This window comes from Planctomycetota bacterium (assembly GCA_039182125.1).
Lineage (GTDB): Bacteria > Planctomycetota > Phycisphaerae > Tepidisphaerales > Tepidisphaeraceae > JBCDCH01.
In genome coordinates this window covers 1-18,113 of the sequence record JBCDCH010000048.1, presented here as the reverse complement: position 1 = coordinate 18,113, position 18,113 = coordinate 1, and the positions used below count along the sequence as shown (strand labels likewise).

The following is an 18,113-nucleotide window of genomic DNA, read 5'->3' as shown; positions in this document are numbered from 1 at the left end:
TTCGGGTATGGTGTCGCGATGGCGACCGATTCGAAGCAGTATCCTCGTAAGCCAAAATCCACCGAAAGCGGCGTATCCCGCGAACGCAGCGCCGGCGTCATCGTCCACACCAACGACGACCCGCCGGCGTTTCTCTTGCTCGATTACGGACGGTATTGGGATTACCCCAAGGGGCACCTCGAAGCGGGCGAAGATGACCTCACCGCTGCCCGGCGTGAATTGTTTGAAGAGACCGGTATCGAGGCGATCGAACTCGATCCGGATTGGTCCCGTGAGATTCGATACTTTTTTCGAAAGAAGAACAAGCTCATCAACAAGACGGTGCGTTTCTTTCTCGGAAAGGTCGAGAGCCGAGAGGTGCGGATCAGCCACGAACACAGCGGCTATGGCTGGCTCGGGCTTAACGAAGCGCTCGACAAGGTCGGTCACGGCAATGCCAAGGCGTTACTTCGAGACGCGGCGGAGCATCTCAATTTGCTCGCATCCGATCCAGCGTCGGACGCGAAGTAGTTATTGAAGATCATCCGTTTTGCCGCGACTCGGACCGGCCATAAGCTGTAACTGGAACCTCGTGCGACTGCTGGACCAGAATCAACTTGACGATCTCGAAGCTGCCATCGACCTTGCCGCCGATCGCTGTTTCATCGAGCCCGGCCTCGAATCGGTTCGGGCCACGGTCGCACGGTTCATCCGTTCCGGCGGCAAACGCATTCGGCCCCAACTCTGTCTTTGGACTTACCGGCATCTCGGCGGCACCGACGATGTCGCGGCGCTCGACCTGGCCAGTGGTTGGGAGCTTTTCCACGCGTTTCTGCTCGTCCACGATGACATCATCGACGGGTCCGACGTTCGCCGGGATCAGTCGGCTCTGCATCGCCAACTCGCCGGTCTCGACAGCAACTGCGTTCGTTTCGGTACGAACCTCGGCATCGTCGTCGGTGACCTGCTGTTCTCTGGCGCGTTGGAAACCTGGCACGGGATCGATACCGAACTCACGAGGTATCGCGACCTGCTTCGGCTGCTCAGCCGAGTCGCGACCGTCACCGGCTTCGGCCAAGCGGGCGACATCATCGCTGGCCACACGCCGCTCGACCGGCTCAGCGAGGAACGGCTTCTACGCGATTACGCCCAGAAGACCGCGGCCTACACGTTCGAGGGCCCGATGCTCTCGGCCGCGATCCTGGCCGGGTCTGATGCCGATGTCCGTGCCGCCGTCAGTCGCTTCGCCCTGGCGATCGGGCAGGCGTACCAGTTGCAGAACGACTTGCTCGATCTGGCCGCGCCAGTCCACGACGGTAGCGATATCGCCCAGGGCAAACGGACCGTGACGATGCTTCGTGCCAGCCGCGACATTCATGATCTCTCGCGCAGGCTCGACGCGATCGCCAACGCCAACGGCGATCGCCTCGCCCTGGCCGAGTCGCTCCGCAGCGACGTGTTGACCACGACGGCGGTGGGCGACACCCGCTCGCTGATCACCGAGCACCTCGGGGTGGCCGAGGCCAGCGCCGCCGACTGCGGCAACCTCCGCCGACCGCTCGGGCATTTCCTTGCCGGGCTGCGCGAAACCTATTTCGCTGATAACCGCGTTGCGGAGCAACGCAACTAGGCGCGATGGGTGTGTTCTTAGTTCTTCTCAGCTGCGTTGCTCCGCAACGCGGTTCGGCAATCAGTAGATCGGTCCGAGGAGCCGTCGTGGGTCGGGGTGTTGTCGTCGCGCCCCGGCCCGATCCTCCTTGCTGACCGCACCGGGCATGTCGGCGGTGTTCGGGCGGTCGGTCGCGAGTTGGATGTGGACATGCGGGTTCCAGCCGCCGTTTTCATGTTTCTCGCCGACGTGGCCGAGGACGTCGCCTCGGCGGATGGGCGTGCCGAGTTCCCGCAGGTGCAGCGATGCTCGCGTCAGGTGGCCGAGCAGGACGTAGATCGGCTTGCCGTCGAGTTGGTGTTCGCAAACGAGCGTCGGGCCGTAATCACCCGGCTGGTCGTTGTCGCGTTGGAGAATGAGTGCGCCGTCGTCGAACGCATGCACCGGCGTACCGGCTGGGCAGCCGATGTCGATCCCCATGTGGATGTTGCGGACGTTCTCAAACTGAGCGGTCGTGTACATCCCCGGTCGGACTTCGTCATACCGGCCGATGCCGTATTCCATGCGCGGCCGGTCCGGGTCGTAGCCGCCGGTGAAGTCGAAGACCTCGTAGTGCTCGGGCAGTCGAATGATCGGATGAAAGCCGTTGTCGTTCACACCACCTCCGCCGCCCGTGGATAGCTACCGAGTATGTGCATTTCGAGGCAGTGTTTTTCCGCTTCGGCCAACGCTCGGGTGAGGGGCTCGTCGGCCACGTTGGCGTCGGCATCGAGGTAGAACGCGTAGTGCTGGCGACGCGTGCCGGTCGGGCGTTTTTCAAGATCGCTGAGATTGACGCCCACCTTGCGAAAGGCGTCGAGGACGTCGGCGAGCGCGCCGGGTTTGTCGGCGGTGAGGAAAAGCACGCCGGTCTTGTCGTCGTTGCTCTTTCGAGCGGCCTGCTTGCTGATGACGAAGAAACGTGCGACGCGGTCGGGGTCGTCGGCGATGTGTTCGAAGAGCACCTTTAGTCCGTGTAGTTCCGCGGAGATCGCTGGCGCGATTGCCGCGACCCCCGGTACGCTGCCGGCCGTCCGTGCTGCCTCGGCAACGGTGGCAACGGGACGAACCTTCCGATCCCGCGCGGTGCTGCTGAGCCACTCACGGCACTGCGCGAGGACCTCGGGCCGTGCGACGACTTCCTTCACATCGGCCCATGACTCCTTGGCCAGCAGGTCATGCCGAACCGCCGTGGGAACCTCGGCGAACAGGCGGACCGATCCGCCCGCCCCGGCGAGAAATGCGTCGAGCGTCTCGGCCAATGAACCCGCTGCGTCGTCGGCGGGCACCATGCCGTAGTCCGCGTGTCCCCGCTGCACTTCGCTGAAGACCGACGCGACGTCGGTCAGCGGGACGTAGTCGACGCTCCGGCCGAACTTGCCGACGGCCGCCTGATGGGCGAAGCCGCCGGCGGGGCCGACATATGCGATACGCAAGGGTTTCTCGAGGGCGAAGCTGCCGCTCATGAGCTCGCGATAGACCGCTTCGAGCGTCCGCTGCGGCAGCGGCCCGGTGTTCATTTCCGCAAGCCGGCGGAGCAGGGCGACCTCGCGATCCGGTGCGTAGATACTGCCGCCGGTGCGCTGTTTGAGCTTGCCGACTTCGATCACGACCTGAGCGCGTTCGTTGAGCAACTCGACGATGCGGGCGTCGAGGGCGTCGATGCGTTGTCGGAGTTGTTGCAGATCGTCGGTCACGGCCTGGCATCGTAAGCAATGCCGCGTCCGGTAACAGGGCGGGTAATGAACAAGTCGGTCAAGTGCCGATGAGCTTCGAACATGGCACCCGTAGCCGAACAACCCATCGCCTCGTCGGAGTCGACCAACACGGCCGACGCCGTGACCGACTCGGCCGCGTCCTTTGCGGATGCCGCGGCGACGTTCGGCAGCTTCTCGTGGACCGAGTGGCCGGCACAAATGGACCTGCTCAACTGGACGCAAAGCATGCACGCGGGCGTCGCGACCGCGATCGCCATCGTGGGAGCGCTTTACCTCGCGACCGGGTCCTACCTGTACAAATACCTCGTCACGCTCAACGCGATCGCCATCGGCATTTGGGGCGGGGTGCTCGTGGGCAACTCGGTCGGACAACCCATGCCGGCCGCCATCGTTGGCGGGCTCGTCGCGGCCGCGCTGACTTGGCCGATGCTCAAGTATGCCGTCGCCGTCGTCGGGGGAATCCTCGGGTTCACGCTGGGGGTAACCGTCTGGAATGCCAGTGGCTATGAGCCGACCTACGCCACTGCCGGCGGGCTCATCGGCATGATCTTTCTCGGCATGATGAGTCTGATCCTCTTTCGCACCTCGGTCGTGCTTTTCATGAGTATCCAGGGGAGTGTGATGCTGGTCTTCGGCCTGCTCGGGCTGGCGTTCAAGAACGGGTCGATCGCCGGACCGCTGCAAACGACGCTCGCCGAGCAGCACCTGATTTTGCCGATCACGCTGCTTGTGCCGTTCGTGTTCGGACTGCTCTATCAGTCGAGCTACATCCGGGCCGAGAAGGCGAAGGAATCTTCGAAGAAAAAGGGCTGACTGTCGCCGGGTCTCACAACCCGCCCGGAGGCAATCCCGCCGGTCCCGCCGTTTCGGCAGGGCCGGTGTTTTCATGCCATCCGTGGCAGGGGCGAATGTCATTTTCCCGCGAATATCAACGCTTTTGCATTGGTATGCGACTTGCCATCCGACAGGTATGAACATTCAGAATTTCACCATCAAAGCACAGGAAACGGTGCAGCGATGCGTGGATCTGGCGCAGTCCCGCGAGCATGCGGAGGTCACGCCTGTCCACGTGCTCGCGGCGCTTCTCAACGAAAAAGACGGCACCGTCGCGCCGTTGCTGCAGAAGGTCGGCGTGCAGTTGCCGACGCTGCGGGACGCGGTCGATGCCACGCTGAGCAAACAGCCGTCGGCGACCGGCACACAGACGGGCATGAGCCGCGCAAGCCAGGAGGTTTTCCGCACGGCTCATCAGGAAGCTGACCGGCTGCGCGACGAGTACGTCAGCACCGAGCACATCCTGCTCGCGCTCGCAAAGACCAAAAGCGACGTGGCCGGCTTGCTGCATCAATTGGGCGCCACGGAGTCGGCGTTGCTCGCCGCCCTGCAGGAAGTCCGCGGCGGCCAACGCGTTACTGACCAAGATCCCGAAGCCAAGTACGACGCGCTCAAGAAGTACGGCCACGACCTCGTCGAACTTGCCCGCCAGGGCAAGATCGACCCGGTCATCGGGCGCGACGGCGAGATCCGCCGGACGATGCAGGTGCTGGCCCGGCGGACCAAGAATAACCCCGTGCTCATTGGTGAGCCGGGTGTCGGTAAGACGGCGATCGCCGAGGGGCTGGCCAAGCGCATCCTCGACGGCGACGTGCCGGGGCCGCTGGAGAACAAGCGGATCATCGCGCTTGACATGGGCGCGCTGATCGCCGGTGCGAAGTACCGCGGCGAGTTTGAGGATCGCCTCAAGGCCGTCATCAAGGAAGTGCAGGATAGCGACGGGCAGATCATCCTGTTCATCGACGAGCTGCACACGGTCGTCGGTGCGGGCAAAACCGAAGGCTCGGCCGACGCAGGTAACCTGCTCAAGCCGGCGCTGGCCCGCGGGCAGCTGCGGTGTGTCGGTGCGACCACGCTCAAGGAATACCGCCAGCACGTCGAGAAGGACCCGGCGCTGGAGCGCCGCTTCCAGCCGATCGTCGTCGGCGAGCCGACCGTCGAGGACACGATCTCGATCTTGCGCGGTCTCAAGGGTCGCTACGAAGCGCACCACGGCGTGCGCATCACCGATGCGGCGATCGTGTCGGCGGCGGTGCTTTCGGACCGCTACATTCAGGACCGTTTCCTGCCGGACAAGGCCATCGACCTGATCGACGAGTCGGCGTCGCGGCTGCGTATCGAAAACGATTCGATGCCCGCCGAGCTCGACCAGGTCAACCGCGAAGTCATGCAACGCCAGATCGCGATCGAAGCGCTCAAGAACGAGAAGGACGACGCGAGCAAGGCCCAACTCGAAAAGACTCAGAAGGATCTGGCCGACCTGCGTGAGACGCAGGCGAAGCTGCAGGCCCAATGGGAGAACGAGAAGGGTGCGATGGACGCGATCAAGGATGCCCAACGCGAGCTCGGTGAGAAGCAGACGCAGCTCGAACAGGCCCAGCGCAAGGGCGATCTGGAGACTGCCGCTCGCATCCAGTACGGCGAGATCGCCGCGGCCCGCAAGGCGATTGACGACGCCGAGGCCCGCCTGGAAGAACTGCTTTCCTCCGGTGAAGCGCTCGTCAAGGAAGAGGTCGACAGCGACGAGGTCGCGTCAGTCGTCTCCCGCTGGACCGGCATTCCCGTCGACAAGATGCTCGAAGGTGAACGCGAGAAACTCCTGAAAATGGAGGACCGTTTGCACGCCCGCGTCATCGGGCAGGACGAAGCGGTGCAGGCCGTCGCGGACGCGGTGCGTCGCAACCGCGCCGGGCTTGGCGACCCGAATCGCCCGGTCGGCTCCTTCCTCTTCCTTGGTCCGACCGGCGTCGGTAAGACCGAGCTATGCAAGGCCCTCGCCGAGTTCCTCTTCGACGATGACGACGCGATGGTCCGCATCGACATGTCGGAGTTCATGGAACAGCACAGCGTTGCCCGCCTGATCGGTGCGCCCCCCGGCTACGTCGGTTACGAGGAGGGCGGCCGACTCACCGAAGCGGTGCGTCGCAAGCCGTACAGCGTGATCCTTTTTGATGAAGTCGAGAAAGCTCACCGCGACGTGTTCAACGTGCTGTTGCAGGTCCTCGACGACGGCCGGCTCACCGACGGGCAGGGCCGCACGGTCGACTTCAAGAACACCGTGCTCGTCATGACGTCCAACATCGGCTCCGACAAGATTCAGGAGCTGACCGCCCAGAACGCCCCGGCGTTCGAGGTCGAGGCCGCGGTCGGGCAGATGCTCAAGACCTTCTTCCGCCCGGAGTTCCTCAACCGCATCGACGACACGATCGTGTTCCACCCGTTGGGCAAGGAGCAGTTGGCGAAGATCGTCGACGTTCAGTTGGTTGGTCTCAAGAAACGGTTGGCCGACCGCGAGCTCGGACTTGAGCTGTCCGACGACGCCAAGCTTCTGCTCGCCGACGACGGCCACGACCCCCAGTTCGGTGCCCGCCCGCTCAAGCGGCTCATCCAGCGGCGGATCGAAAACCCGCTGGCCGTCCGCATCCTCAACGGCGACTTCACGCCGGGCCAGACGATCCACGTGACTGTCGACGACGCCCGCCGCGACTTCGACTTCAAGGTCGGTTCGCCAGTCGTCAAGGGCGAGTTGGTCAACGCGTAGTTCCTACCAATCTCCGAATGAAACAAGCCGCACATCCCGTTCGGGAGCGCGGCTTGCTGTTGGGTAGGGGGAACGAAGAATCAGCGCCGGCGACGTAGGAACAGGCCGCCGAGTGCGAGACCGGCGATGCTGCCCGGCTCGGGAACGATCGTGACGCGGTACAGGGCCGTGCTGGAGTCGAAGGTCTGGGCGATTTCGCCGACGGGGGTGTCGGCGCCGATGATGCTCGCTAGGTAGGCAGATGCGGCGGGATCATCAAACAGGAGCGATGCAACGCCGTTCTGCTCGGCACCGAGCGTCGCATCGACGCCGGCGACGAAGGCGGGGCCGTTGCTGAAGTCGTTCACTTCCGTGCCCGCGTCCCACACCTGACTGCCAAAGAGCGTGATGGTGATCGGGCCGTTGAAGTTGCCCATGTCGTCGAAGATTTCGATGGGCGTGGGATTACCGACGAACAGGTCGTTGGACGGCACCACCATGGCGGCGAAGTTGAGGAACCGGTTGCCGGCGGAGTCGAGGGTGATCGAGCCGGTCTCGCCCGGGTCGATGGTCGGAGGCGCGCCGAAAGTGATGTCGCCGGTAACGGCACCGGCGGGCAGTTCCCCGGCGAGTGTGGCGGTCGAGCCGAGCTCCGCCACTTCTTCGAGGCCGACCGAGACGGCCGAGCCGGGGTCGAACAAGTCGAAGCTGCCATCATGCAGCCCCACGAATGTCGGCGTCAGCGGAAGCCCGCCGGCTCCCTGTAGGTTTTCAATGGTAACGGTGACATCTTGTGCGGCGGCCAGGCTTGCGGTCGCTAGAACGGCGGCTGCGGCGATTGCGGAACTGCGGATCATGGTCTCTCCCGATCTGGGTCCATCGTTTGGACCCGCTCACAACGAGCGGGCTACGACGGGACGTCGGGGAGGTTCGAACAATCTCACAGGAAAACATCTTGATCGCCAGAATTTTCCTGGGCACGTTCGAGCGTGGCGTCGAACTTCGCGTCCTGGACCGCCGCGTGGCGGCAAGGCTTGCAGATCGCGCGGTGCAGCCAGTCGGCGATTTTCTCCAGTCGGCCCGCTTCCCCGTCCCGAGCGCGCAAGCGGATCAGTTCCGCTTCCTCGCAGCGAAGGGTCAGGATGAGGTAGATGCCACGCAGGGTTCGACGCATGAGAAAGTCGGTGAGCTTACTGGGTATCGGTGAAAAAAGTGCCAAGCTGCTCGCGAAGCCGAAGCCGGGCGCGGTGCAGCAACGTCCATAGGTTGCCCTGAGTGATGCCGAGGAGGTCGCACACTTCGGCGGTCGGTAACTTGTCGAACTCCCGAAACACGAAAACCTGACGCATCGGTTCGGGAAGTCCGTCGACGGCCGACTGAAGCGCGGCCCAGAACTCGGTCGATTCTGCCACCTGGGCCGGATCCGCCCGCCATGGCATCACCGGCCCCGCCCAGATGCCGTCGCGGAAAGGCGTCGGTTCTTTCAGGGCATCGGCGATTTTTGCCTCGTGATCCCGTGCCCGACCGACCGAACGCAGGTGATCCACCACCCGCCGGCGCAGGATCGTGAAGAGAAAGCCCCGTGCATGGTCAGGCGCGCCGTTCTTCTGGAGTTCGTTAGCCGCCGCAACGAAAACGTCCTGAACCACGTCTTCCGCCTGCTCACCGATACGCCGGGCCGCGAACGCACGCATCTCCGACGCATGGTCGGCCCACCATTCCGCGAGCCGGGCGTCATCGGAAATGGGATCAGGCGGCCCGCTCATGCAGGGCAGACGGTAGACACACGGCTACTTCAACGACACTGCCGCGAGTTTCTTGAGCGTGTTGGTTCGAGGGTCAACGACCAACCCCAGCAACTCCATCACCACGACCCCGAGAATGGGCTCGCTCTTCGCGGGGGCGAAGACGACTTCGGAAACGGTCTCCGCGCCGCGCACCTTGATCCGAGCAAAACCGTAGTCCATCTCCCGTAACGATCCGTCGGCAAGCTCGTACTGCTTGCGTCCTTCAGGCATCACCCCGGCGTCGCGCAAGTCATCCGCGTTCACGACGCATTCAACAGCACCGGTGTCGACCAGAAATCGTCCGGAGAATGCCGGGTGTTTTTGGTCAAGGTCGCGAATTTCAACGTCGGCGTAGGTCAGGCCCATGCCCGATTCTACGCCGACGTTGGCGGGTTCAAAACGGATTGGAAGCCTTACTCCGCGCGGTCGTACCGAGCGCCGACGGCCTCCCAGTTGACCACGTTCCAGAACGCGTTGATGTAGTCAGGCCGCTTGTTCTGGTAGTTGAGGTAATAGGCGTGCTCCCAGACGTCGAGGCCCATGACGGGGAAGGCGTTCATCATCAGCGGCGAATCCTGGTTGGGCGTGCTGATGACTTCGAGGTCGGCCCCTTTCTTGATGAGCCACGCCCAGCCGGAGCCGAAGCGGGTCGCGGCGGCGTCGTTGAACTTGCTCTTGAACGCGTCGAACGAACCGAAAGTCTTGTCGATGGCGCTGGCGAGTTCACCCTTGGGTTCGCCGCCGCCGTCGGGCCCCATGATTTCCCAGAACAGGGCGTGGTTGTGGGCACCGCCGCCGTTGTTGCGGACGGCGGTCTTGATGTCGTCGGGGACGGCCGCGAGGTCGTTGGGAAGCAACTCGTGCAGGGCTTTGTCTTCCAAGCCGTGCTTCGCGACGGCGTCGTTGTACTTGTCGACGTATGCCTTGTAGTGCTTGCCGTGATGGATCTCCATCGTTCGGGCGTCGATGTGGGGTTCGAGAGCGTCGTAAGCGTACGGGAGCGGTTTATGTTCGATTTTTGGCATGTTGCGTACACCGTAAAACTCATGCCACTCATCGACAACCTTGGAAATGGAGGGTCGTCAGATGAACCACATGGCTTCGCCGGTAACGCTGGCTTCCTGAACGAGGTCGGCGAGGGTCATGGCGTCGAGGGCGTCGCCGGCGGCGTCGTCGAGCTTTTGGTGCAGCAGGGCGACGGCCCGGCCGCCGACCGACGTCGGGGCGTTCGCGGGGGCGGCGTCTTCCTGGTTTTCCAGCAATCGAATGAGTTCGCCGACACGGATGTCGTTGGCGGGACGGGTGAGCTTGTACCCGCCGCCCGAGCCGACCTTGGACTCGAGCACGCCGCCACGGCGCAACAGCAGCAGAATCGACTCGAGGAACTTCGTGGGCAGGTCCTCGGCGGCGGCGAGGTCACGGGATTGGACGTAGGTGTCCGACGCGAGCCGAGCCAGTTGCACCGCGGCCCGCAGGCCGTGTTCCGTCCGTTTACTGAGCCGAAGCATCACCGGATCGTAACGATTGCGGCCCGCAGGCATATGTTTGTTCATGCGGTTCGCAAAAAGTTCCTGGCTCGCGACGATCGCGGTGCTCTGGGTTTCGGCAGTCGCCTTCGCCCAGCCGGCTCCGCCGCCCGAGGCCCGGCCCACGATCGACGTCGCGCTCAACACCACAGCCATCCAACCCGGCCAGCAGACCGTCATCGCCGTCGTCATCGACGTGCCCGCCGACCACTACGCTCAAGCCGACACCGCCACCAACCGCGACCTCGGCCTGATCCCGCTTGAGGTTACCGTCGAGACCGGCGACACCGCTATCGTCTACGAGACGATCAAGCCGCAGCCGACGGCCAAGGACATTCCCAACGTCGGCACCGCGGACATTTACGACGGGCGGTTCATTCTCTACGTGCCGGTGCAGGTTGCGGAACCAGTTGCGTCGCCGGTCGAGTGGTCGGTGGGCGTGCGATACCAAATCTGCAACAAGGCCGGGCTTTGCTACCCGCCGACGCTCGAAACGTTCACGCTTGCGCCGGAAGTCGGTGCTTCGGTCGCGCCGGCCAACACGGAACTATTCGCGAACTTTGACCCGACCGTCTGGGCGTCGCTGGTACCGGCACCGGCGAAGCCGGACGAATCGAAGCCGAACGAGGCCTCGGCGGATCGCTCGACGCTTGTCTGGTTCGGGCTGGCGTTCGTGGCGGGAATCATGTTCAACGTGGTGCCGTGCGTGTTGCCGGTGTTGCCGCTCAAGATTATGGGCTTCTTCGAAGCGGCCAAGCATGATCGGGCCAAGTGCGTCACGCTCTCCCTGTTCTTCGCGGTCGGCATGATCGCGGTGTTCGCGGCGCTGGGCTTGCTGCTGCTGGTCTTCGGAGCGATCGGTTCGTGGGGCGAAATCTTCTCCAAGCCGTGGTTCGTTTGGCCGATCGTGACGCTGCTCGTTATCGCCGCGGTGGGGACATTCGGCCTCTTCGCGACGTCCCTGCCGAAGTCGGTGTACGCGTTCTCGCCGAAGCACGACACCTACGGTGGCAACGTCGCATGGGGCGCGTTCACCGCCGTGCTTTCGACGCCCTGCACGTTCGGGCTGTTCGCGGGCGCGTTGGCGTGGGCGATCACCCAGCCGGCATGGCTTGGGGTGTTGTTGTTGGTGATGGTCGGTGTCGGCATGTCCGCGCCGTACGTCGTGCTGAGTTGTTTCCCGGAGATCGCCCGCAAGTTCCCCCGCACCGGCGGTTGGCCCGAGGCAGTCAAGCAGGCGATGGCGTTCCTATTGCTGGCGACTGCGGCGTTCTTTGCCAGGCCGTTGCTGCCCGATCCGATCGGCGGTGACGCGTGGTGGTATGTCATCTTCGGCCTGCTCGCCGCCGGGTTGATCTTCCTCGTCGTCCGCGGCGGCATGCTCGTCGGCTGGCGTAAGCCGTCGCTTTATGCCGTCGCCGGCGTGGTCGCGGTGCTGCTGGTGCCGACGTTCGTGTTTGCCCGGCAGTTTGCCAACCCGCCGGTCGGCTGGGTGGAGTTCTCCGATGAAGCGTTGGGGGACGCGCTCGGCACCGGGGATCCGGTGCTGGTGAAGTACACCGCCGACTGGTGCGCGAACTGCCAGGTCGTCGAACGCCGCGTCTTCGGCAATCAGGAACAACTCGACGCCTGGCGTGATGAGTTCGGATTGACGCTGATCAAGGCCGATCTGACCACGTCCGGTGCCGCCGGCTGGCCGAGCCTCGTTGAACTCAACCCGAGCCGAAGCATCCCGTTCACGGCGGTGTATGTCGATGGCGAGGTGCGTGAATTGGTGGGAATCTACTCCTCCGAAGATTTGAGAAGTGCACTCCAATGAGATGTGTCGACCGTTCCGTTTAGGTTTCCGCGCTCTGCAATAAGCTCATCCTCGCGTAGATCGCGTTCTACTTTGTCGGACACGTTCTCCAAAAAGGTGAGTCTTGACTGCAGTCCTGCCCGGTACGCTGCTCCAAGTGCACGGTGTATAGGCCGGTAGTTTCGATCAAGCTGACCAACGCGATAAGCGCGACCGCTCAACAGATGGCGAAGGTTTCGCCGGTAGTCATTTAGCGGTCGCGTTGAGCGGGTGTACTTGCCAATGTATGTGCCTAGACGGGGAACCTCCCACATGTAGATACCGGGAAGATTCTGGTCGACACCATCTGCGACAGCGACGATGCACCAATCATCTCTAAGTGTTTCTTCGCCCATTCGACAAACCTTAGCAGTTGGCCGCGATTACGAAAAATCCCCATCGCCGGGCCCGGCGATGGGGCGTGTTGCAAGTCCTTCTGCCGCTTCCTTGCCGAGCGGTTGACGGTGGGCTCCTTGGCCGCCGGTCCGTCCTGTGCATCCGCGGCGAGTCCTTCAGACGCCGCTTCGGTTGCGCTGCATGATGAGCACTCACCTAGTGAGCAGGTGTTGCTCGACGATCTCGTGGATGAAAGCCGCGAGGCCATCTTCCCCGTTAGTACCGATCACCCTATCAGCAATCGCCTTGATTTCATCTTTCGCGTTTCCCATCGCCACCCCGAGGCCGGCACCCTCGATCATGTGGATGTCGTTGCGGTCGTCGCCGACGGCGATGATCTTCTCGGCGCGGATGTCATGGCGGGCCGCGACGGTACGGATGCCTTCCCACTTGTTCACGCTTGGGTCGAAGATCTCCACGACGTTGAACTGCTGGGGCACCTCGATGTTGTGCATGTAGACCCGCTCGCCGAGCCGATCACGGAGGAGAGTTTCCATGGTGTGGGCCGTGTCGTAAGGCGCGAGCAGGCCGACTCGGATGGTGTGTTCATGGGCTTCAAGAGTGTCACCGTCGAAGGGCTCCCAAGCGATGTCCTTGTGCTCGCACCACCAGCGGAAAGCCTCCGGCGGATCGCCGACAACGCGATAGCTGGGTTGGCCGGCTCCTTCCTGCAAGCACTGCGCCGAAAGGCCCAACTCCCGCACGGCGGCCACGACCTCGACGGCCAACGCCGCGTCCATGCCGGTGCGATGCGAAACTTCACCGGTTGCGGTTTCGACCACGACCGCGCCGCCGACGAAGATGCCGGTGGGGTAGTGGCCGATCATGTCGAGGATCGGCTTGCTCTCGGCGTAGTTGCGACCCGTCGCGAAGACCACCATCAGGTCGTGCTCCAGCGCCCGGCGGATCGCGGCGATCGTGGGCGGACGCACTGTCCCGTCGGGGGCGATGGTCGTGCCGTCGAGATCGAGCGCGAGCAGGCGGTAGGTCACGGCGCAGCGTAGGCGGCGTACCATGAGGCCATGCCGTACAGCACCGTCGACAAACGCGTCCTCTTTGACGGCAAGAAAGTCCGCCTTGAGTTGCACAAGGTCGAGGACGACAACGGCAAACGCCACGAACGCGAAGTCGTCGCCCACCCGGGGGCGGTGCTGGTCCTCGGGGAGCTCGATGATGGCCGGATTCTCATGATCAAAGTCCGCCGCTATCCCGTGGGCGGAGAGATGATCTGGGAGCTACCCGCCGGGACGTTGGAGAAGGGCGAGGAGCCGATCAATTGCGCCGGGCGTGAACTGCAGGAGGAGACCGGCTACCTCGCGGGCAAGATGTCGCCGATGGGCTGGTTCTACACCTCCCCGGGCATTCTCACCGAGCGGATGTACTGCTTCCTGGCGACCAAGCTCCAAGCCGGCGAGCAAGCGTTGGAAGAGGGTGAGGAGATCGATGTCCATGCACTGCCGTTCGAGGACGTGATGCAAATGATCAAAGACGGCGACATCGTCGACGGCAAAACCATCGCGGCCCTGCTGCGATACGCACAGTTTCGCCGGGGGAATGCGTGATGGCCTACGACGACCGCGACTACGCCCAGCCGGGCCGGCCGAACTTCGGGAGCAACCCGTTCATGTGGTTGGTCTACGGGCGGGTGCCGTTGTTCCGCGTTTTCGGCGTCAATGTGTTCGCCCACGCGTCGATGATCGTCATCTCGGTCTTCGTCCTTCTCCTCGGCACCGGGTACTTCGGCAACACGTTCTTCGACCGGCTCACGTTCATCGGCGTGCTCTTCGGTATCGTTCTGCTGCACGAGTTCGGCCACGTCTTTGCTGCCCGTTGGTCTGGTGGTGAAGCCAACGAAATCGAACTCACGCCCCTTGGCGGACTTGCCATGGCGCGGCCGGGAAAGGGTTGGTACAACCACACCGTCACCATCGTTGGCGGGCCGCTGGTCAACGTGATCATCTGTTTGGTCTGCGGCATCATCCTCGGTGCGTGGACCGGGTTCGTGCCGCTCGGGCCGTTCAGCTTCGGCGACGTCTTCAGCGAGATGGAGGCGTATACCAGCGCCGGCCCGCGATTCGTCCTGTATGTCTACACGGTCAGTTACTTCCTTCTGCTGTTCAACCTGTTGCCGATCTATCCCCTCGACGGCGGACAGATTTTGCAGGGCCTGCTCTGGTGGAAGCTAGGTTGGTACTGGGCGACGATGTACGCCACGACGATCGGAATCGCCGGCGGCATTCTGCTGGGGTTGTACGGGCTTTTCACGTTCCGCCTGCTCATGCTGTTCATCGGGCTGATGTGCTTCATGAACTGCCTTCGTCTTAACCGTGCGCTCAAAGCCGAAGGGCCGTGGGGCTTCTCGGAGATGGACGAGCCGGACTACGCGGCAAGTTTGAAAGACGAAGAGCCGACGTGGGCCGAGAAGCGTGCCGCGGCGAAGGAGCAGAAGCGGATCGAGCGCGAGGAAGCCGCTGCCGCTGCGAAGGCTGCCGAGATCGACCGCATCCTCGCCAAGATCGGCGAATCCGGCCGTGAGAGCCTGACCAAAAAGGAAGTCGCCGCCCTCGAAGAGCACCGCGCCGAACTACAGAAACGCGGCTGATCGCGTAGACTAAAGGCATGAGCACGCTGACCCTCGACATCCCGGCGGAAGCGTTGGCCGATTCGCTCGATGGTTTGCCGGAAGGGGCGGTGCAGGTGTATTCGATCGTGTTCGACATGGACGTGAACGCTCTGCGCGAGCACTATGGCGATCCGTACAACAACGCCTATGCCGAGATCCGCAGCGTGCTGCTCCGGCACGGCTTCCGCTGGCAGCAGGGCAGCACCTACTTCGGTGACGACTCGATCAACGCCGTCACTTGCGTATTGGCGGCTCAGGACCTTGCCCGATCGCTCCCTTGGTTCAGCCGGTGCGTTCGGGACATCCGGATGCTGCGCATCGAAGAACTGAACGATCTCATGCCGGCGGTCCGGCAGGCCGACGATTGAGGCGGTAGACTCTTTCGCCCCATGCCTGACCGACCGTCCGACCGCGCTTACCAGCAATGCATCGACCCGAACTGCGCGAAGACCTTCGACACGCACGAGGTCAAGCTCATCTGTGACTGCGGTTCGCTGCTAGACGTGCGGTACGACTGGGACAAGCTGCCAGTGCCCAAGTCGCTGGCGTACTTTGAGCACCGATGGGCGAGCAAGGGGACCGCGACGACGGGCAAGCTCGACTTCTCCGGCGTATGGCGTTTCCGCGAGTTGATGCCGTACTTCGACACCGAGGAGGACATCGTCTCCATCGGCGAGGGACGAACGATCCTGCAGACCGCCGACCTACTCGCCGATCACCTCGGCATGAAACGCGGCAACCTGCAGGTGCAGTACGAAGGCCTCAACCCCAGCGGCAGCTTCAAGGACAACGGCATGACCGCCGCGTTCACCCACGCGAAGATGGTCGGTGCGAAAAGGGTCGCGTGTGCCTCGACCGGCAACACCAGCGCGAGCCTTGCCATGTTCGCCAGCCTCGCCGAGATGGACGGCATCGTCTTCATCGGCTCGGGCAAGATCGCCTTCGGCAAGCTCTCCCAGGCCCTCGACTACGGCGCGAAGACTCTCCAAATCTCAGGCGACTTCGACGCTTGCCTCCGCCGGGTGCGCCAGGTCGCGCTCAAGGTGCCGGAGCTGGGCATCTACCTGATGAACAGCGTGAATCCCTTCCGCCTCGAGGGGCAGAAGTCGATCATGTATCGCATCCTCGAGGCCCGCGACTGGCAGCCGCCGGACTGGGTGATCGTCCCCGGCGGCAACCTCGGCAACTGCAGCGCGTTCGGCAAGGCGTTCGTCGAGCTCAAGCAGCTCGGATTGATCGACAAAATCCCGCGCCTCGCGATCATCAACGCCAGCGGGGCCGACACGCTCAGCCAGCTGGTGAACCAGCGCGGCTTGAAGTGGATGGACGGCCACCCCGATGCCGACGTGATCGGCCGGTTCTACGGCGAGATGAACGAGGCCGGCGCGAAGGCCAACACCGTCGCCAGCGCGATCGAGATCGGTCGCCCGGTAAATCTGCCAAAGGCACTCCGAGCCCTCGATGCGATGGACGGCGTGGTCCGCGACGTGCCCGACGAGCACATCCTCGAAGCCCGCGCGGCGGTTGCCCGCTTTGGTTTCGGTTGCGAGCCGGCCAGTGCCGCGAGTGTCGCGGGGTTGCAAGTGCTCAAGGACGATGGCGTGATCTCGGCCGACGAGCAAGTCGTGTGCATCCTCACGGGCCACGAGCTCAAGGACGCCAACGCCACCGTCAAGTACCACACCGGCCTCGACATGAAAGCCGCCCAGGACCACGCCCCGCAGGTCGAAACCCACGGCGAGTTCGTGAACATCCCCCAGCAGGTCGAAGATGACCTCGCCGCCATCGTCACCGCCCTCGGTGGCGACCCGAGCAAGATCCCCGACCTCACCGAGGACGACGCGATCGCCAACGTGCCGGTGAAGGAGTACTGACGTCAGTTGTCAGGGATGAGCCGCTTGCCGAGGCTTGTGACGTTATCGACGGCGAACCCGATGGCTTTGTAAAACGCCACGACCTCAGCGTTCGATCGACGCACTTGCAAATTGACCTTGGGGCAACCGAGTGCGTGAAGGCGCCGGATCGCTTCGTTCATCAGTTGCCTGCCGAGGCCGCATCGGCGCTGGCCGGGCGCGACGGCGAGGTAGTTGATCCACCCGCGATGTCCTTCGTAGCCGGCCATCACGCTGCCGATGATTTCGCCGTCACGCTCGGCGACAAGGAACAGCTCGGGGTGCACTTCCAACTTCCGGGCGATGTCGCGCTCTGGATCGTTCTGCGGTCGGACGAGGTCACAAACGTGCCAAAGCTCAACGACCTTGGCTTGGTCGTCAATGTGAAACGGCCGAATGTTCATCGGCCCAGCGTATCGGCAAACGGGCTACGGTGTGGCATGCCGACTTACGCCATCGCGGGTGCCACGGGACGGATGGGTCAGCGCATCCTCGCGCTGGCCGAACAAGCGACGATCACGCTGGAGCGTGGCGGTGATCTGCCGACGGCGGATGCGTTGATTGACTTCACGCTGCCCGATGGTTTTCGGTATTGGCTGGCAAAAGCCGTTGATGCCGGGATGCCGTTTGTTTCGGGTACGACGGGGCTGACCGATGAGGATCAAGCCCGGCTCGATCGTGCCGCGATCCACATCCCGGTTCTCCACGCGACCAACACCTCGATCGGTGTCGCGGTGCTCAACCGTCTCGCGGCCGAAGCGTGCCGACTCTTGCCCGACGCCGACGTTGCCATCGTCGAAACCCACCACATCAAGAAGCTCGACGCCCCCAGCGGGACGGCCAAAACCCTGGCAGCGGCCACGGGACGTGCCGACGTGCCGACCGAGTCGTTGCGTCTCGGTGATGTCGTCGGCGACCACACGTTGCATCTGGCATTGCCCGGTGAGCGGCTCGAGTTGACCCACCGTGCGACCAGCCGAGACTTGTTCGCGCACGGTGCTATTCGGTGTGCCGCGTGGCTCATCGGCAAGTCGGCAGGGCGGTATGCGGTCGATGATGTTTACGCATGATTTTGGTGTGAACCGGCCTCCGGGTGTGCTTATGCTCCAGCACCGTGACTTCGGTGAACGAGG

The 18,113-nt window shown here is 63.5% G+C and carries 20 protein-coding genes; 10 read left to right on the top strand and 10 right to left on the bottom strand.

What is annotated here, in order from left to right:
- The first annotated feature begins 18 nt into the window (after window positions 1-18).
- Window positions 19-510, top strand: a complete 492-nt coding sequence (locus tag AAGD32_12725; GenBank protein MEM8875107.1) for an NUDIX domain-containing protein — start codon at window positions 19-21, stop codon at window positions 508-510.
- 61 nt (window positions 511-571) lie between these two features.
- Window positions 572-1,609 (top strand): polyprenyl synthetase family protein, encoded by a 1,038-nt coding sequence (locus AAGD32_12720; GenBank protein MEM8875106.1) that lies wholly within the window; start codon window positions 572-574, stop codon window positions 1,607-1,609.
- A 60-nt stretch (window positions 1,610-1,669) separates the two neighbouring features.
- Here AAGD32_12720 and AAGD32_12715 read toward each other — a convergent pair whose 3' ends face one another.
- Both AAGD32_12715 and pheA read right to left on the bottom strand, forming a co-directional pair.
- The gene (locus AAGD32_12715) at window positions 1,670-2,245 is read right to left on the bottom strand and encodes a peptidoglycan DD-metalloendopeptidase family protein (protein ID MEM8875105.1); all 576 of its coding nucleotides are present in this window, start codon (window positions 2,243-2,245) and stop codon (window positions 1,670-1,672) included.
- The gene (gene pheA, locus AAGD32_12710) at window positions 2,242-3,324 is read right to left on the bottom strand and encodes a chorismate mutase (protein MEM8875104.1); all 1,083 of its coding nucleotides are present in this window, start codon (window positions 3,322-3,324) and stop codon (window positions 2,242-2,244) included. The genes AAGD32_12715 and pheA overlap by 4 nt, the downstream gene beginning before the upstream one ends.
- 81 nt (window positions 3,325-3,405) lie before the next feature.
- Between pheA and AAGD32_12705 the strand changes: the two genes are divergently transcribed.
- On the top strand, window positions 3,406-4,158 hold the full coding sequence (locus AAGD32_12705) for a hypothetical protein (GenBank protein MEM8875103.1): 753 nt from the start codon (window positions 3,406-3,408) through the stop codon (window positions 4,156-4,158).
- A 157-nt stretch (window positions 4,159-4,315) separates the two neighbouring features.
- Window positions 4,316-6,940: an ATP-dependent chaperone ClpB gene (gene clpB, locus AAGD32_12700; protein MEM8875102.1), complete on the top strand. Its 2,625-nt coding sequence runs from the start codon at window positions 4,316-4,318 to the stop codon at window positions 6,938-6,940.
- Window positions 6,941-7,020: 80 nt separating this feature from the next.
- Here clpB and AAGD32_12695 read toward each other — a convergent pair whose 3' ends face one another.
- The 6 genes from AAGD32_12695 to AAGD32_12670 all read right to left on the bottom strand — a co-directional run bounded on the left by AAGD32_12695 (window position 7,021) and on the right by AAGD32_12670 (window position 10,214).
- Window positions 7,021-7,776 carry a spondin domain-containing protein gene (locus AAGD32_12695; protein MEM8875101.1) on the bottom strand — a complete coding sequence of 252 codons (756 nt, stop codon included), beginning with the start codon at window positions 7,774-7,776 and terminating at the stop codon, window positions 7,021-7,023.
- Window positions 7,777-7,859: 83 nt separating this feature from the next.
- Window positions 7,860-8,093: a hypothetical protein gene (locus tag AAGD32_12690; protein MEM8875100.1), complete on the bottom strand. Its 234-nt coding sequence runs from the start codon at window positions 8,091-8,093 to the stop codon at window positions 7,860-7,862.
- A 16-nt stretch (window positions 8,094-8,109) separates the two neighbouring features.
- Window positions 8,110-8,685 (bottom strand): sigma-70 family RNA polymerase sigma factor, encoded by a 576-nt coding sequence (locus AAGD32_12685; GenBank protein ID MEM8875099.1) that lies wholly within the window; start codon window positions 8,683-8,685, stop codon window positions 8,110-8,112.
- 24 nt (window positions 8,686-8,709) lie between these two features.
- Window positions 8,710-9,072, bottom strand: a complete 363-nt coding sequence (locus AAGD32_12680; GenBank protein ID MEM8875098.1) for a retroviral-like aspartic protease family protein — start codon at window positions 9,070-9,072, stop codon at window positions 8,710-8,712.
- Window positions 9,073-9,119: 47 nt separating this feature from the next.
- Window positions 9,120-9,731, bottom strand: a complete 612-nt coding sequence (locus AAGD32_12675; GenBank protein ID MEM8875097.1) for a superoxide dismutase — start codon at window positions 9,729-9,731, stop codon at window positions 9,120-9,122.
- A gap of 57 nt (window positions 9,732-9,788) precedes the next feature.
- Complete coding sequence (locus AAGD32_12670) at window positions 9,789-10,214, bottom strand: Rrf2 family transcriptional regulator (GenBank protein ID MEM8875096.1); 426 nt, start codon at window positions 10,212-10,214, stop codon at window positions 9,789-9,791.
- Between the two features lie 43 nt (window positions 10,215-10,257).
- Here AAGD32_12670 and AAGD32_12665 point away from each other — a divergent pair, with 43 nt between their 5' ends.
- Window positions 10,258-12,051, top strand: coding sequence for a cytochrome c biogenesis protein CcdA (locus AAGD32_12665; protein ID MEM8875095.1), 1,794 nt, complete (start codon window positions 10,258-10,260; stop codon window positions 12,049-12,051).
- A 566-nt stretch (window positions 12,052-12,617) separates the two neighbouring features.
- Here AAGD32_12665 and AAGD32_12660 read toward each other — a convergent pair.
- Complete coding sequence (locus AAGD32_12660; GenBank protein MEM8875094.1) at window positions 12,618-13,457, bottom strand: HAD family hydrolase; 840 nt, start codon at window positions 13,455-13,457, stop codon at window positions 12,618-12,620.
- 30 nt (window positions 13,458-13,487) lie between these two features.
- On the opposite strand from AAGD32_12660, the gene AAGD32_12655 reads away from it, so the two are divergent.
- From AAGD32_12655 to thrC, 4 genes are read left to right on the top strand one after another with little or no spacing between them, the layout of a single operon-like run.
- Window positions 13,488-14,027, top strand: coding sequence for an NUDIX hydrolase (locus AAGD32_12655; protein ID MEM8875093.1), 540 nt, complete (start codon window positions 13,488-13,490; stop codon window positions 14,025-14,027).
- A complete protein-coding gene (locus tag AAGD32_12650) occupies window positions 14,027-15,067 on the top strand; it encodes a M50 family metallopeptidase (GenBank protein MEM8875092.1) in 1,041 nt (346 codons plus the stop codon). The genes AAGD32_12655 and AAGD32_12650 overlap by 1 nt, the downstream gene beginning before the upstream one ends.
- Before the next feature lie 17 nt (window positions 15,068-15,084).
- The gene (locus AAGD32_12645) at window positions 15,085-15,456 is read left to right on the top strand and encodes a virulence factor (GenBank protein ID MEM8875091.1); all 372 of its coding nucleotides are present in this window, start codon (window positions 15,085-15,087) and stop codon (window positions 15,454-15,456) included.
- 21 nt (window positions 15,457-15,477) lie between these two features.
- Window positions 15,478-16,962, top strand: coding sequence for a threonine synthase (gene thrC, locus AAGD32_12640; protein ID MEM8875090.1), 1,485 nt, complete (start codon window positions 15,478-15,480; stop codon window positions 16,960-16,962).
- 2 nt (window positions 16,963-16,964) lie between these two features.
- Here the strand turns inward: thrC and AAGD32_12635 are convergent, their stop codons facing one another.
- Entirely contained in the window at window positions 16,965-17,384 is a 420-nt protein-coding gene (locus AAGD32_12635) for a GNAT family acetyltransferase (protein ID MEM8875089.1), read from the bottom strand.
- Between the two features lie 36 nt (window positions 17,385-17,420).
- Between AAGD32_12635 and AAGD32_12630 the strand changes: the two genes are divergently transcribed.
- A complete protein-coding gene (locus tag AAGD32_12630; GenBank protein ID MEM8875088.1) occupies window positions 17,421-18,050 on the top strand; it encodes a dihydrodipicolinate reductase C-terminal domain-containing protein in 630 nt (209 codons plus the stop codon).
- The last annotated feature ends 63 nt before the right edge of the window (window positions 18,051-18,113 follow it).